This window comes from Pseudomonas tritici (genome assembly GCF_014268275.3).
GTDB lineage: Bacteria > Pseudomonadota > Gammaproteobacteria > Pseudomonadales > Pseudomonadaceae > Aquipseudomonas > Aquipseudomonas tritici.
Genome location: NZ_CP077084.1, coordinates 3,715,139 through 3,729,620 on the forward strand (window position 1 = coordinate 3,715,139; position 14,482 = coordinate 3,729,620).

The window sequence follows — 14,482 nt, forward strand, 5'->3', positions numbered from 1 at the left end:
ACTTTTCTGTTTATTCACGGAGTTCGCCTTGCGTCTGTTCCACACTTCCGACTGGCACCTTGGCCAAAACCTCCACGGCCAGGAACGCGACTTCGAACACGCCTGTTTCCTCGAGTGGCTGCTGGGCCAACTCAACGCCCAGCGCCCGGATGTGCTGCTCATCGCCGGCGATATCTTCGACACGGTCAACCCGCCGCTCAAGGCCCAGGAACGGTTGTATGACTTCATCATCAGCGCCCACGAGCAAAACCCCAAGCTGACCATCGTGATGATCGCCGGCAACCACGACTCCGGCTCGCGCATCGAACTGCCCGCACCACTGATGCGTCGCCTGCGCACCCATGCGCTCGGTCGCGTGCTGTGGCTGGATGACGGCGAACTCGACGCCGAACGCCTGCTGATCCCACTGCCGGATGCCAAGGGCAAGATTGCCGGCTGGTGCCTGGCCTTGCCATTCCTGCGCCCGGCGGAAGTCACCGGTGCACACCTGGGTGACGACTACCTGCGCGGTATCGGCCAAGTGCATGAATGGCTGATCGCCGCCGCCAACGCCAAGCGTAAAAAAGGCCAGGCGCTGATTGCCATCAGCCATGCGCACATGGCCGGAGGTTCGGTGTCGGAAGACTCCGAGCGCAGCCTGATCATCGGCAATGCCGAGGCGCTGCCGGCCAGCCTGTTCGATAAAAGTGTCGGCTATGTCGCCCTCGGCCATTTGCACAAGCCGCAAAAGGTCAATGGCGAAGAGCGGATTCGCTATAGCGGCTCGCCGATTCCGTTGTCATTTTCCGAAATCGGCTACAAACACCAGATCCTCGACGTGACGTTCCAGGGCCAATGCCTAGTGAGTGTCGAACCACTGCTGATCCCGCGTTCGGTTGACCTGCAACGCCTGGAGGCTGCGCCGCTGGCGGATATCCTCAAGGCCCTGGCCGAGTTGCCGGACGTCGACCTGCTCGCTGAAACCCAGCGCCATCCCTGGCTGGAAGTGCGCGTGCGCCTGGACGAGCCGCAACCCGACCTGCGCCAGCAAATCGAAACCGCCCTGCAAGGCAAAGCCGTGCGCCTGGTGCGCATCGCCGCCGAGTACGCCGGTAAGCGCGGCAGCGACAACACGGACGAAGACCGCCTGATCGAACTCGACCAGCTCACGCCCCAGGAATTGTTCAGCCGCGCCTGGCAGGACAGTTACGGCAGTGAAGTGGATGAACAGACCTTGAAGGATTTCGCTGTGCTGCTCCAGGAAGTGCAACAGGAGGAGCAACAGCCATGAAGATCCTCGCCATCCGCCTGAAAAACCTCGCCTCCCTGGCTGGCCCGTTCGAGATCGACTTCACCGCAGAGCCGCTGGCCAGCGCGGGTTTGTTCGCGATTACCGGGCCGACCGGCGCCGGTAAAAGCACCCTGCTGGATGCGTTGTGCCTGGCGCTGTTCGGCGCTGTGCCGCGCCTGGGCGATACCGGCCAGGCGAAGATGCCGGATGCCGACAGCGATATTTCCATTGGCGACCCGCGCACCTTGATTCGTCGCGGCACCGGGGGTGGTTATGCCGAAGTGGATTTTGTCGGCGTCAGCGGCCGTCGCTACCGTGCGCGCTGGGAAGCCAACCGCGCCCGCGACAAGGCCAGCGGCAAGTTGCAGAACAGCCGCCAGAGCCTGATCGACCTGGACAGCGACCAACTGCTGGCCAGCCAGAAAACCGAATACAAGACCCAGTTGGAACTGGCCCTGGGCCTGAACTTCGAGCAGTTCACCCGCGCCGTATTGCTGGCGCAAAGCGAGTTCAGTGCCTTCCTCAAGGCCAACGATAACGAGCGCAGCGAACTGCTCGAAAAGCTCACCGACACGGCCCTCTACACCCAGCTTGGCCGACGCGCCTTCGACAAGGCCAAAGACGCCAGGGACGCGCACAAGCAGTTGCAGGACCAAGCCACCGGCGTGGTGCCCCTGGCCCCTGAAGTACGTGCCGAACTGGATCAGCAATTCGACGCCGCAAACGCCCAGCTCAAGAACCAACAGGCCCAACTCAAGCAGTTGGAGCTGCAACACACCTGGCTCAAGGAACTGCGCGAATGGCAGGAGCGCCAGCTCGCCGCCACCGAACAGCTGCAATGGGCACAGGCTGATTGGGATGCCCAGGGCCCGCAACGCCAGGACCTGAGTCGCCTGGAGCAATTGGCGCCGCAACGTCATCAGTTCGCCCGCCAAGCCGAACTCAACAGCGTGCTTGCCCCGTTGGCCGTGCAGATTCAGTTGCATATCGAACAACAGGGCCAACTTCATAGTCGCCAGACGCAGGCCGAGCAACAGCAAGCCACCGCGCAAACCGCGTTGGCCGAGGCGCTGAAAAACCAGGCCGATGCCGTGCCTTTGCTGCGCCAAGCGTTTGAAGAGCAGAGCACCCTCGCCCACTTGACCAAAGCGCTGGCCAAGCGCGCCGAGGACAAACAGCAGCACGAACACGCCTGCACCGAAGGCCAGGCCCGGCTTAACGGTCTGCTGGAAAAGCAAAGACAAGTCGCCGAACGCCTCCAACGCCTGGCCACCGAACTTGATCGCAGCGCCGCCCTCGCCCCCTTGAGCGACGCCTGGACCGCCTACCGCGATCGCTTGCAACAGCTGATGTTGATAGGCAATCGCCTGAACAAAGGCCAGGCCGAACTGCCGCAATTGGAACAACGCGCGGCCCGCGCAGCCGAACAGTTCACCGGACAACGCGAGGCTCTGGACCTGCTGTATCAGGAGGCCGGTGCCGAGCCGCATGCCGTGGCCGAGCAAATCCAGTTGCTGGCCAGCCTGCTGCAAGACAATCGCAAACAGCAACGCGCCTTTGAAGACCTGACGCGCCTGTGGGACAGCCAGCAGCAGCTGGACCAGCAGGCCAACGTACTGACGCAGAAGCTTGCCGACGCCCAACAGCAACGCGAGCAACTGAACCAGACCGGCCTGCAAACCAAGGCGGAGCTGACCGTTGCCGAACAAACCCTGACGGTGACCAAGCAACTGCTTGAGCGCCAGCGCCTGGCCCGCAGTGCCAGTGTCGAAGAATTGCGCGAGCAGTTGCAGGACGACCAGCCCTGCCCGGTGTGCGGCAGCCACGAACACCCGTACCACCAGCCCGAAGCGCTGCTGCAGAGCCTAGGTCGCCATGACGAAAACGAGGAAGCCACGGCGCAGAAAGCCGTCGACACCCTCAAGGAAAAGCTCACCGAGCTGCGCGGCGAAGTCGGCGGTTTGATCGCCCAGCAAAAGGAATACCTGCAACAGCAGGAGCAACTGGCGACGCAACAACAAGCACTCAAGCCCAGCCTGGATGCGCACCCACTGTCGGCCGCGCTGTTCAACCAGGATGAGGCCAAACGCAGCGCCTGGCTTGATCAACAGTTGAGTCAACTGACCCAGAGCATCGCCCAGGACGAACAACGCCAAGGTGCCCTGCTCAACCTGCAACAAAACGCCGGGCGTCTGCAGCAACAACTGCAAGCCGCCCAGGAAGCGAGCCAGCAGGCCCGTCAATTGCTGGTGGATCAGCAACGCGAGCTGGCCAGCGACCGCGAACGTCTTGAGCAGGAACTGAATGCCTTCGCCAGCCTGTTGCCCGCCGACACCCTGGACGGTTTGCGTGCCGAGCCGGCCGCAACCTTCATGCAGCTGGACCAACAGGTCAGCCAGCGCCTTGAACAGCTCGGCCATCAACGTGATGAGCTGGCCGAGCAACAAGAACGCCAACAAGCGATCGAGAAAGAACAGACGCATCAGCAGCACCGCCAGCAGCAACTCGATGCGCTGAATCAGCAGGTCAACGAGTTGGCCGCCCAGCAACAAGCAGCTCAGGAAAAACTCGGCGCGTTGCTTGGCGAGCACGGCAGTGCCGAACACTGGCAACAGCAGTTGGATCAGGCCGTGACCCAATCACGCCAGAGTGAAACCGACGCCAACAAGCAGTTGCAAGAGATCCACAACGCATTGATCCAGTTGGCCGCCGATCTCAAGGCCCAGCAGGAGCGCCAGCAAGCCTTACAGGCCGAACAGCAATCGCTGGACACACGCCTCGGCGAGTGGCGAGCCCGGCACCCGGAGCTCGATAACGATGGCCTCAACCGCTTGCTGGCCTACGATGACGCCCAGGTCAGCCAATTGCGCCAGCAGTTGCAGCACAGCGAAAAAGCCGTTGAACAAGCCAAGGTCCTGCTGCAAGAACGCGAGCAACGCCTGGCCGAGCACCAAGCCCTGCACAACGGCAACCTTGAAGCCGAAGCACTGGACAGCGCGTTGGCTACGCTCAACCAACAGTTGGCTGAGGGAGAAAAAACCTGCGCCGAATTGCGCGCGCGCCAGTCCGAAGACCAGCGCCGCCAGGATGCCAATCAGGCCTTCGCCGAACAGATCGCCAAGGCCTATGACGAATGGCAACGCTGGGCACGCCTGAATGCGTTGATCGGCTCAGCCACCGGCGACACCTTCCGCAAGATCGCCCAGGCCTACAACCTCGACCTGCTGGTGCACCACGCCAACGTGCAACTGCGCCAATTGGTGCGCCGCTACCGCCTCAAGCGCGGCGGCAGCATGCTGGGCCTGTTGGTCATGGACACGGAAATGGGCGATGAACTGCGCTCGGTGCATTCGTTGTCCGGTGGTGAAACCTTCCTGGTGTCGCTGGCGCTAGCGCTGGGCCTGGCGTCGATGGCCTCCAGCACGTTGAAGATCGAGTCGCTGTTTATCGACGAAGGCTTCGGCAGCCTGGACCCCGAGTCGCTGCAGTTGGCGATGGACGCACTGGACGGTTTGCAGGCCCAGGGCCGCAAAGTGGCGGTGATCTCCCACGTGCAGGAAATGCACGAGCGCATTCCGGTGCAGATCCAGGTCAAGCGCCAGGGCAATGGGTTGAGCACCCTGGAGGTCAAGTGAGCGAGGCGCTGCTGTATTCGTTTCGACGCTGCCCGTATGCGATGCGTGCGCGCCTGGCGTTGCGCTATTGCGGCGTGCCCGTGCGCATTATCGAAGTGAGCCTCAAGGCCAAGCCGGCCGAGATGCTGGCGCTGTCACCCAAAGGCACGGTGCCGGTGTTGAGTGTGAATGGCGTGGTGATCGATGAAAGCCTGGCGATCATGCAGTGGGCGCTGGCGCAGCACGACCCGGATGATTGGCTGCTGCAGGGTGACCCGGCGGTATTGGCGTTGATTGCCGAGAACGATGTGGGCTTCAAGTATCACTTGAATCGATACAAGTATGCCGAACGCTACCCGGAACAACCGATGGAACATTATCGGGCCGAGGGCGAGGTGTTCTTGCGCACACTTGAGGGATTATTGGCGAATCGCGAGTACTTATTCGCCGATCACCCAAGCCTGGCAGACATGGCCCTGGCGCCGTTTGTGCGTCAGTTCGCCCATGTGGATCGGGAATGGTTTGCCGGTGCACCGTATCCCCGGTTACAGCAGTGGCTGGAACGCTTCCTGCAATCGCCGCTGTTCATTGCCGTAATGGCAAAGACCTGACCCGACAGGGCTCTGTAGTGAGCGGGCTTGCCCCGCGCTGGGCTGCGAAGCGGCCCCATCGAAAACGCCGCACGGTGTCAGGTATTCCTCGGCGCCTGGTTTTGGGGCTGCTTCGCAGCCCAGCGCGGGGCAAGCCCGCTCACTACTGGGATTCGGTTTAGCCTTCAACCAGGTTAAGTAATCGCTCACGGGCAATCTCCGGCTCACCGTCCACCCCTTGTACGGAGGACAGGATGGGGGCGGAGTAGAGAACCAGGATGAGTGCGGCGAGTCGGAGTGCCATGCTGTCGATTCCAGGAATAAATGCGTCAATATTTGAGCGTCAAATTTAAACACATGGCAATGTGATATCAATCATTTTTATTCTGCAGATGCACAAACGCCAAACCACTCGAACGAGCCAGGCTTCGTTCCAGTGGTTTGGCGTCTGCTTTTGTGCAGGTTATTGCTGAGTCTTGTGATCCAGTGCGGCGTAGAAGTTGGCACTTTGTTGCAGGTATTTCTGGGTGTAGGCGCTGGTGCTGGATTTTTTGCCGGAAACTTCCACGCTGGACGCCGCTGGCAGGGCGACAGTGGCGGAAACAGCGGAAGCGGCAATGATGGAGAAGAGATTCAAGTTCATGTCGGTAACCCTTGTGTTCGTTTGGTTGGGTGGCCTGGGAAGGCCTTGGAACCCAACTTACGCCCGAGGGTTGAACCTTAGAAATGCTTTGAAACAGTAGCCGCTATTAATAGAATTAATACACCGGGTCAGGCCCCGCAGTGCGGGGCCTGTGGCTTATTGACGCACCAGGAATTTGAGGTCACTGGGGGCGTCGATCGCCAATTTCTGCACGGTTTTACCCAGCAGACCGGTGTTGGGGTCGCGTTCAACCACCACGATTTCGTTACTTTTCTGGTTGGCGATCAGCAAAAACTTGCCGCTCGGGTCCAGGCTGAACTCGCGCGGGTGGTCGCCTTCCACGGAACGGCGTTGCAGTTCCTTGAGGTGCGCGGTAGCCGGGTCGATGCTGAACACCAGCAACTGATTGGCCGTGCCACGGTTGCTCACGTAGAGGAATTTGCCATCACTGGACGCGTGCAACGCAGCGCCAGCCTTGTCCGGTACCGGTTTCCCGGCGGCGAAGTCCACCAGTTGCGTCTGGGTCAGCTGGCCATCTTTGTAGTCAAACACCGCGACCTGCGCGCTCATCTCGGTGGTCAGCCAGGCATGTTTGCCATCAGCGCTGAACAACAAGTGACGCGGACCGCTGCCCGGCGGCAGTTGCACCGAGGCCGGAGTGGCCGGGGTCAATGGCAGTTCATGATTGGCCTTGGGATCGTAGTGATAGGCAAACACCTTGTCCGCGCCCAGGTCCTGCACGAACACGTATTTGCCATCCGGCGACGACACCACCGAATGCACATGGTTGGACGCCTGGCGCTCCGGGTTAACGCGGCTGGCCGGGTGGCCGCTCAGTTGCACCGGGGCTGACAGCTTACCCTCGGCATCCACCGGCAGCACCGCCAGGCTTCCGCCCGGGTCTTCCACTACCGAGTAGTTGGCCACAAACAGGTAGCGCCCATCGGCGGCCACGCTGGAATGGGTGGGCTCGTTGCCCAGGCTCTGGACCTGGTTGATCAAGGTCAGCTGATGATTCTGCGGATCAATGCTGTAGCTGCTCACGCGGCCTACCGCATCCTGTTGGCCCGGCCCGTTTTCGTTGACCACAAACAGGTGCTTCTGGTCCTTGGAAACCGTCAGCCACGACGGGTTCGCGGCCTTGGCCGCCAACACCGGCGGGCCCTGGAACGTGCCGGTACGGCTGTCGAATTGCAGGCGGTAGATGCCTTCGCTGGTGCCAGCGGTGTAGCTGCCCACCAACAGTTCATAGGTGTCGGCCGGCGCGGCCTGCACCGACATCGCGCCTACACTGCCGGCCATCAGCAGGGGCCAGAATTTACGCATCATCCGCTTCATCCTCGTCGTTGTTGTTGTCGCCCTTGATCGCACTCAGGCAGACCAGACGGTGTTCACCGTCTTCGTTGCTCAAGAGCCAGCTTTGCAAGCTGCTATCAAAGGTGGCGGCGTTCAGTTGATCTGGACTGAACGTCCAACGCTTGAGTTCCCGGCCGTCCATGCTTTCGATCTGCAAGTGATGATCGAACGTGAAGTCGAAGGCGTGCAGCCCGTTGATGATCAGCATGTCGCTGTCTTTCAGGTCGGTGCTCAGGTTGGGTGCTGCGTCGGTCATGATGTGAAGTCACTGCGGGGGAAAAGACACATGATAGGTCAATTCCCCCGCAGTGCCTTGCGGCAATGGTCTATATCGGTCAGTGAGCAAACAAAGAATTGCCCTTCTGCCCCGCCAACTTCTCCGGTTTGATCAGGAACCGCGCCAGCGCCGGCAGCAGCCACAGCGCACCAAACATGTTCCACAGGAGCATGAAGGTCAGCATCAAGCCCATGTCGGCCTGGAACTTGATGGCCGAGAAGATCCAGGTGCACACGCCAATCGCCAGGCACAAACCGGTGAACAGTACGGCTTTACCGGTGGACTTGAGCGTCTGGTAGTACGCCTCTTGCAGCGGCAGGCCGGCACGCAGGAAGCTTTCCAGGCGGCTGTAGATGTAGATGCCGTAGTCCACGCCAATCCCCACGCCCAAGGCCACTACCGGCAAGGTCGCGACCTTGACGCCGATACCCATGAACGCCATCAGCGCGTTGCCGAGCACCGAGGTCAGCACCAGCGGCAGCACGATGCACAGGGTCGCCGCCCAGGAGCGGAAGGTGATCATGCACATGGTCGCCACGCACAGGTACACCAGGATCAAGATGGTCAGCTCCGATTCCTTGATCACCTCGTTAGTCGCTGCCTCGATCCCGGCATTACCCGCCGCGAGAATGAATTCCAGGCCATCCTTGTTGTTTTCTTTGGCGAAGTCCTGCACCGCATGCACCGCGCGGTCGAGGGTTTCGGCCTTGTGGTCGTTGAGGAACACCAGCACGGGCGCCAGGGAGCAGTTGTTGTTGTACAGGCCATCGGCACGGGCGATGGAGTTGTTCAGCACATCCGGGTTGCGCGACAGCGTTTCCCATTTCAGGTTGCCCTCGTTCATGCCCTTGATCATCTGCTTGGACACGGTCACCAGCGAGATCGCCGACTGCACGCCCTCGGTGTTCTGCATCTTCCACATCAACTGGTCGATGGGCGCCATGGCTTCATAGCGCGAGCAGCCTTCGGCCTTGGTCTTGACCATCACCACCAATACGTCGGAACTAGTTGAGTAGTTGCTGATGATGAAGTTGTTGTCTTTGTTGTAGCGCGAGTCCGGGCGCAGTTCCGGCGCGCCTTGGTCCAGGTCACCGATCTTCAGGTTCTGGCTGTACCAGAGGCCGCCGCCGAAGGCGACCAGCGCGAGCAGGATCGAGACCGGCGCCACTTTGGCGCTGGCGAATTTCGACAGCAGGCGCCAGAACGGGTGGTCGCGGTGCGCGTCCTTTTTGCTCCTGGCGATGGCGCGCTGGCTGATGCCAGCATAGGAAATCGCCACCGGCAGCAGGATCAGGTTGGTGAACACGATCACCGCCACGCCGATGGACGCGCCGATGGCCAGTTCACGGATCACGCCAATGTCGATGATCAGCAGCGTGATGAAGCCCACCGCGTCGGCGAGGATCGCGATCATCCCTGGCAGAAACAGTTGCCGGAAGGTACGGCGGGCGGCGGTCAGCGCGTTATCCGCTTCACTGGATTGCAGGGCGATACCGTTGATCTTCTGCACACCGTGGGAAATACCAATGGCGAAGATCAGGAACGGCACCAGCATCGAATACGGATCAAGGCCGAAACCGAAAAAGTGCATCAACCCGAGCTGCCAGACCACCGCCACCAATGTCGTGCTCAACACCGCAACGGTGCTGCGCAGGCAGTTGGTGAACCACAGCAGCAGAATCAGCGTGATAACGAACGCGATGCCAAAGAACAGCACCACCATCACCAGGCCATCGATCAGGTCACCGACCTTCTTGGCGAAACCGACGATGTGGATCTTGACGTTAGGGTTCTGCGCTTCGAACTTGTCGCGAATCTTGTCTTCGAGTTCATGGGAGAACTTGCGGTAGTCAAGGGCCAGCAACTTGCCTTGGTCCTGCGGATCCGGGTAAGACTCCAGCAGCGGGATATCGACAATGCTTGATTTGAAATCGTTGGCTACCAAGCGCCCGACCTGGCCGGACTTGAGCACGTTGTTGCGCAGTTGATCAAGGCTTTGCGGCGAGCCGTTGTAGCTCTGCGGAATCACTTCACCACCGGCAAAGCCTTCTTCGGTCACTTCGGTCCAGCGTACGCTGGGGCTCCACAGCGACTTGAGGCCCGAACGGTCGACGCCGGAGATGTAGAACACTTCGTCGTTGATCTGGCGCAGGGTCTCCATGTACTCCTTTGTAAAGATGTCCCCGTCCTTGGCCTCCACCGAAATGCGCACCGTGTTGCCCAGGTTGGCCAGGTCGTTGCGGTGCTCCATCATCTTCTCGATGAAGGGATGCTTGAGGGGGATCATCTTTTCAAAGCTGGTGGACGGGCGAATCAACGTCGCCTGCCAGAACAGGAAAATACTCACCAGCAGGCAGATGACGATCACTGCCGGGCGGTTGTTGAAGATCAGGCGCTCAAGAAAGGTCGCTTTATCGTTGTGATGACTGCTCATTCTTTGCCCGCCTTCTTATTGTTTTGTCGGTTCAGCGCCGGTGGGCATGGCAACACGAACGCCACCCTGCCCGGCCAGAATCAAGTTGCCGTTGCCTGCCGCCGTGACGGCCGACAGCGAAATACGGTCCGGACGATTGAACACGCTGAAGGTCGCCCCATCGTCATGACTGACCACCACGCTGCCACCGTTGCCGACGACAACGATGGAACCGTCATCCAGCAAAGTCGCGCCCGACAAACCAAACTCCAGCGCTCCCCGCGCCGCGTTCAGCTCAACTTGTTCCCAGGTGCTGCCGAAATCCGTGGAGCGGTAAAGGTTGCCGCGCAAGCCATAAGCCAGCAGGGTCTGCGGCTGGGCGGTGCTGATTACGCCAAACAGCGAGCCCTCATAAGGGCCTTCGAGTTTTTCCCAGGTCTGGCCGTCGTCGCTGGAGCGGAACATGCTGCCTTGCTCACCGACGATGAACAGGCCGGCGTCCTTGATATGGGCGATGGCGTTGAGATGGAACTGGTCTTCGTTGTCCAGGCGGTCACTGACGTCGTTCCAGGTTTTGCCGCCGTCAGTGGTTTCGATCAACGCACCGTAGGCGCCGACGGCCAGGCCGTGGCTGGCGTCGTTGAACCACACGTCGAGCAACGGGGCTTCGCGCTTGAGGTCTTGGTATTGCTGAGTCCAGGTGGCACCGCCATCGGAACTGGCGAGAATTTGCGCATCATGGCCCACCGCCCAGCCCTGCTTTTCATCGACAAAAAACACCGCCGTGAGCAGTTGCCGGGTGGGGACTTTGGCTTGGGTCCAAGTGCTGCCCTGGTCGTCGGAATAGAGGATATGCCCGCGATCACCGACGGCCACCAGGCGCTTGCCGGCATGAACCACGTCGATCATCAGGCCTTTGGCGGCCTTGGGGGATTCAATCGCAAACGCAGGTGTTGCGGTGGTATCGCTGGCTGCCAGTGCGGACGTGGGCAACACACCACCGACCAGCAACGAGAGCGCTGTGGCCAACAACGCAACCTTGCGTGCGGCGCGTGGGCGGCAAACAACCCAACCCATGACAGGCTCACTCATAGACCTTTCTCCCATTTATTATTGTTATCGCCTGCCTTCCGGGGCCTTGAAACCTGCAATCTAGAGCGCCTGGAGGAAGCAGGGGCCATCCTATCGGGCTTTCGAATCGTCTGACAATCGGCGCTACGTTATCTTTTGTTAACTGACGCCGTTTCCCCATGGCCTGAATATAGCTGCATTCGCTGGGGTGATCTTCGGCAGCCTAATGAATTTTTATTCCATCTATTGAATTTAGAGAATTTTTATTCCATTAATACCCCCTCTCAAAACAATAATGCAAAGGACCACGGCAATGCGCGAACTCGGAATCGGCTTGATCGGCACAGGCTTCATGGGCCGCGCCCATGCCCTGGCATTCAATAACGCCCGCGCGGTATTCGAATTGCCAGTTACCCTCAAACTGGCTGCACTGGCCGACGCCGATACCGAACGCGCACAGCGCTGCGCCACGGCGTGGGGATTTGCCGAGGCCCACGGCGACTGGCATACGCTGATCAATGATTCCAGGGTCGATGTAGTGGCCATCACCACCCCCAACCATTTGCACTACCCCATGGCCATGGCCGCCATCGCGGCAGGCAAGGCGGTTTACTGCGAAAAACCCCTGGCGGTCAGCCTGGAGCAGGCCGACGCCATGCGCCGCGCCGCCCGTGCGGCTGGCGTGGTCACGCGGGTCGGCTACAACTATCAGCACAACCCGATGATCACCTTGGCCCGGCAGATGATTGCCAATGGCGAGCTGGGCGAAATCATCAGCTTCCAGGGTGAATTCAGCGAAGACTTTATGGCCGACCCGACGTCCCCTTGGTCGTGGCGCTGCGAAGTGGAACATGCCGGCGGCGCGCTGGCGGACTTGGGCAGCCATCTGCTGTCGATGGCGCGCTATCTGGTGGGGGATGTCGTCAGCGTGTGCGCCGATACCCAGACCGTCCACGCCCGGCGCCCTGCCGTCAAAGACAGCACCGACTTGAAATCCATCGCCGTGGATGATCAGGTGCATGCCCTGCTGCGGTTCGCCAACGGCGCGCGCGGCACGGTCAGCAGCAGTTGGCTCAAGCATGGGTACAAGAATCACCTGAGCTTCGAGATCAGCGGGACGAAAGGCACGCTGGCGTTCGATCAGGAGCGCTTGAATGAACTGCGCGTATGCCGTGTCGGCCAGGAGGGTTTCCAGCGTCTGTTGGCCGGTCCCGCCCTGCCCGGCTATGCGGCGTTCAGCCCGGCTGCGGGGCACCAGTTGGGGTACAACGAGTTGAAGACGCTGGAGGTGCAGGAGTTGATTCTGGCTGTGGCTGGCCAGGGTGCGCAGGGCACTGACTTTGAGGCGGCATGGGAGGTCGAGCGCTTGGCGACGGCGATTCGCCTGGCGGCCAAGGAAGAACGCTGGGTAGCCGTGAACTCACTCTAAAATCCACCACAGAACTTTGTGGGAGCTGGCTTGCCTGCGATGGCGGTGTAACGGGTACACCGCTATCGCAGGCAAGCCAGCTCACATTTGGATCACCTAAACCTTCGAATCAGCGCAAGGCGCGGCGCAGGACTTTACCCACGGTGGTCTTGGGCAACTCGGTGGTCCGAAACTCCACATACCTGGGCACCTTGTACCCCGTCAGATACTCCCGGCAATGCACCAGGATCTGCTCCTGCGTCAGGTTCGGGTCCTTGCGCACTACGATGATCTTGACCTTTTCCCCCGTCACGCCATCTTCCACCCCAATCGCCGCCACTTCCGCCACCCCTGGGTGCAACGCCACCACGTCTTCGATTTCATTGGGGTACACGTTGAAGCCCGAGACCAGGATCATGTCTTTCTTGCGATCCACCAGACGGATATAGCCACGCTCGTCCATCACACCGATATCGCCGGTCGACAGCCACCCCTCGGCATCCAGCACCTCGGCGGTGGCTTCCGGGCGTTTCCAGTAGCCCTGCATCACCTGCGGCCCGCGCACCTGTAGTTCGCCCTGCTCGCCAATCTCGGCCAGCTCGCCGTCTTCACGGATAAACCGCACCCAGGTCGACGGCAATGGCACGCCGATGCTGCCGGTGAATTCCATCTCGCGCATGCGCGCAATATTGATCGGGCTGATGCTCACCACCGGCGAACACTCGGTGAGGCCATAGCCTTCGATGATCGGCAGCCCGGTGACTTCCTTCCAACGCTTGGCCACGGCGGTGTGGGTGGCCATGCCGCCCGCAATCACCATGCGCAGGTCGGAAAAGTCCCGCGCGCAAAACGCCTTGTTTTCCAGCAAGCCATTAAACAACGTGTTGACCCCGGCAATGCCGTTGAAGCGCTCCTTGCGCAGGATCATCTGCACCCGCTTCACGTCCCGCGGGTTGGCAATCAAGATATTGCGCCCGCCCAGGCACATGAACATCAGGCAGTTCACCGTCAGCGAAAAAATGTGGTAAAGCGGCAGCAAGGTGACGTTGGTTTCCTGCTTTTGCTGGTCCAGTTGGTCACCGACCCAGGCCTTGGCCTGCAGCAGATTGGCGATGATGTTGCGATGGCTGAGCATCACGCCTTTAGCGTCGCCGGTGGTGCCGCCGGTGTATTGCAGGAAAGCCAGGTCGTCGAGGTGCATTTCCACCGGAAAATGATTGAGCCCGCGCCCCTGTTTCAAGGCCTGATTGAACCGCACCGAGCCGCGCAGATTGAACGCCGGCACCTGCTTTTGCACGCTACGCAGGATAAAGTTCATCGCCGCGCCCTTGAAGGTGCCGAGCAAGTCGCCGATGGCCGCGATGACCACGCGCTTGACGCTGCTGCCGGCAATGACTTTTTCCAGGGTATGCGCGAAGTTTTCGAAGATCACCACGGTCTGCGCGCCGCTGTCCTTGAGCAAATGCTTGAGTTCATGGGAGGTGTACAGCGGGTTGACGTTGACCACCACCGCGCCGGCCAGGATCGTACCCAGCAGGCAGATCGGGTACTGCAAGCAGTTGGGCATCATCAACGCCACGCGGTCGCCCTTTTGCACACCCTGGCCCTGCAACCAGGCGGCGAACGCAATGCCTTGCACCTGCCAGTCGGCGTAAGTCATTTCGGTGCCGATGCTCACATACGCCACACGCTCGTGGAATTTCTCCAAGTGTTCGAGGAACACCTCGCGCAACGATGGGTAATCTTCAATCGCGGCATCGATATCCGCCGGGACGCCAGGCAGGTAAGCGTCAAGCCAGATCCGTTCGGTTTGTTCCAGGCTTACAGCGTTCATGGCAGT

At 60.5% G+C, this 14,482-nt stretch carries 11 protein-coding genes; 4 read left to right on the forward strand and 7 right to left on the reverse strand.

What is annotated here, in order from left to right; translation table 11 throughout:
• The first annotated feature begins 28 nt into the window (after positions 1 to 28).
• From HU722_RS16635 to HU722_RS16645, 3 genes are read left to right on the forward strand one after another with little or no spacing between them, the layout of a single operon-like run.
• A complete protein-coding gene (locus HU722_RS16635) occupies positions 29 to 1,270 on the forward strand; it encodes an exonuclease SbcCD subunit D C-terminal domain-containing protein (protein WP_065871987.1) in 1,242 nt (413 codons plus the stop codon).
• On the forward strand, positions 1,267 to 4,905 hold the full coding sequence (locus tag HU722_RS16640) for an AAA family ATPase (RefSeq protein WP_065890873.1): 3,639 nt from the start codon (positions 1,267 to 1,269) through the stop codon (positions 4,903 to 4,905). The genes HU722_RS16635 and HU722_RS16640 overlap by 4 nt, the downstream gene beginning before the upstream one ends.
• Entirely contained in the window at positions 4,902 to 5,495 is a 594-nt protein-coding gene (locus HU722_RS16645; protein ID WP_065880710.1) for a glutathione S-transferase, read from the forward strand. The genes HU722_RS16640 and HU722_RS16645 overlap by 4 nt, the downstream gene beginning before the upstream one ends.
• Positions 5,496 to 5,652: 157 nt before the next feature.
• Here HU722_RS16645 and HU722_RS29000 read toward each other — a convergent pair whose 3' ends face one another.
• The 6 genes from HU722_RS29000 to HU722_RS16670 all read right to left on the reverse strand — a co-directional run bounded on the left by HU722_RS29000 (position 5,653) and on the right by HU722_RS16670 (position 11,240).
• Positions 5,653 to 5,778, reverse strand: coding sequence for a hypothetical protein (locus HU722_RS29000; RefSeq protein WP_256530428.1), 126 nt, complete (start codon positions 5,776 to 5,778; stop codon positions 5,653 to 5,655).
• A 159-nt stretch (positions 5,779 to 5,937) separates the two neighbouring features.
• On the reverse strand, positions 5,938 to 6,117 hold the full coding sequence (locus HU722_RS16650; RefSeq protein ID WP_065890872.1) for a hypothetical protein: 180 nt from the start codon (positions 6,115 to 6,117) through the stop codon (positions 5,938 to 5,940).
• A gap of 156 nt (positions 6,118 to 6,273) precedes the next feature.
• Positions 6,274 to 7,446, reverse strand: coding sequence for a lactonase family protein (locus tag HU722_RS16655; protein WP_065890871.1), 1,173 nt, complete (start codon positions 7,444 to 7,446; stop codon positions 6,274 to 6,276).
• The gene (locus HU722_RS16660) at positions 7,436 to 7,729 is read right to left on the reverse strand and encodes a DUF5629 family protein (protein WP_065871991.1); all 294 of its coding nucleotides are present in this window, start codon (positions 7,727 to 7,729) and stop codon (positions 7,436 to 7,438) included. Before HU722_RS16660 ends, HU722_RS16655 begins: the two co-directional genes overlap by 11 nt.
• 79 nt (positions 7,730 to 7,808) lie before the next feature.
• Positions 7,809 to 10,184: an efflux RND transporter permease subunit gene (locus HU722_RS16665; RefSeq protein ID WP_065890870.1), complete on the reverse strand. Its 2,376-nt coding sequence runs from the start codon at positions 10,182 to 10,184 to the stop codon at positions 7,809 to 7,811.
• Between the two features lie 15 nt (positions 10,185 to 10,199).
• Positions 10,200 to 11,240 (reverse strand): WD40/YVTN/BNR-like repeat-containing protein, encoded by a 1,041-nt coding sequence (locus HU722_RS16670; protein ID WP_139114573.1) that lies wholly within the window; start codon positions 11,238 to 11,240, stop codon positions 10,200 to 10,202.
• Between the two features lie 307 nt (positions 11,241 to 11,547).
• On the opposite strand from HU722_RS16670, the gene HU722_RS16675 reads away from it, so the two are divergent.
• Positions 11,548 to 12,663 carry a Gfo/Idh/MocA family protein gene (locus HU722_RS16675; RefSeq protein ID WP_065890868.1) on the forward strand — a complete coding sequence of 372 codons (1,116 nt, stop codon included), beginning with the start codon at positions 11,548 to 11,550 and terminating at the stop codon, positions 12,661 to 12,663.
• A 109-nt stretch (positions 12,664 to 12,772) separates the two neighbouring features.
• Here the strand turns inward: HU722_RS16675 and HU722_RS16680 are convergent, their stop codons facing one another.
• Complete coding sequence (locus HU722_RS16680) at positions 12,773 to 14,476, reverse strand: AMP-binding protein (protein WP_065908842.1); 1,704 nt, start codon at positions 14,474 to 14,476, stop codon at positions 12,773 to 12,775.
• Positions 14,477 to 14,482: the final 6 nt, after the last annotated feature.

Excerpts from the sequence above, each read along its gene's own strand:
- HU722_RS16640 (WP_065890873.1), top strand. The coding sequence starts at position 1,267 with ATGAAGATCCTCGCCATCCGCCTGAAAAACCTCGCCTCCCTGGCTGGC.
- HU722_RS29000 (WP_256530428.1), bottom strand. The coding sequence starts at position 5,778 with ATGGCACTCCGACTCGCCGCACTCATCCTGGTTCTCTACTCCGCCCCC.
- HU722_RS16650 (WP_065890872.1), bottom strand. The coding sequence starts at position 6,117 with ATGAACTTGAATCTCTTCTCCATCATTGCCGCTTCCGCTGTTTCCGCC.
- HU722_RS16655 (WP_065890871.1), bottom strand. The coding sequence starts at position 7,446 with ATGATGCGTAAATTCTGGCCCCTGCTGATGGCCGGCAGTGTAGGCGCG.
- HU722_RS16660 (WP_065871991.1), bottom strand. The coding sequence starts at position 7,729 with ATGACCGACGCAGCACCCAACCTGAGCACCGACCTGAAAGACAGCGAC.
- HU722_RS16665 (WP_065890870.1), bottom strand. The coding sequence starts at position 10,184 with ATGAGCAGTCATCACAACGATAAAGCGACCTTTCTTGAGCGCCTGATC.
- HU722_RS16670 (WP_139114573.1), bottom strand. The coding sequence starts at position 11,240 with ATGGGTTGGGTTGTTTGCCGCCCACGCGCCGCACGCAAGGTTGCGTTG.
- HU722_RS16675 (WP_065890868.1), top strand. The coding sequence starts at position 11,548 with ATGCGCGAACTCGGAATCGGCTTGATCGGCACAGGCTTCATGGGCCGC.
- HU722_RS16680 (WP_065908842.1), bottom strand. The coding sequence starts at position 14,476 with ATGAACGCTGTAAGCCTGGAACAAACCGAACGGATCTGGCTTGACGCT.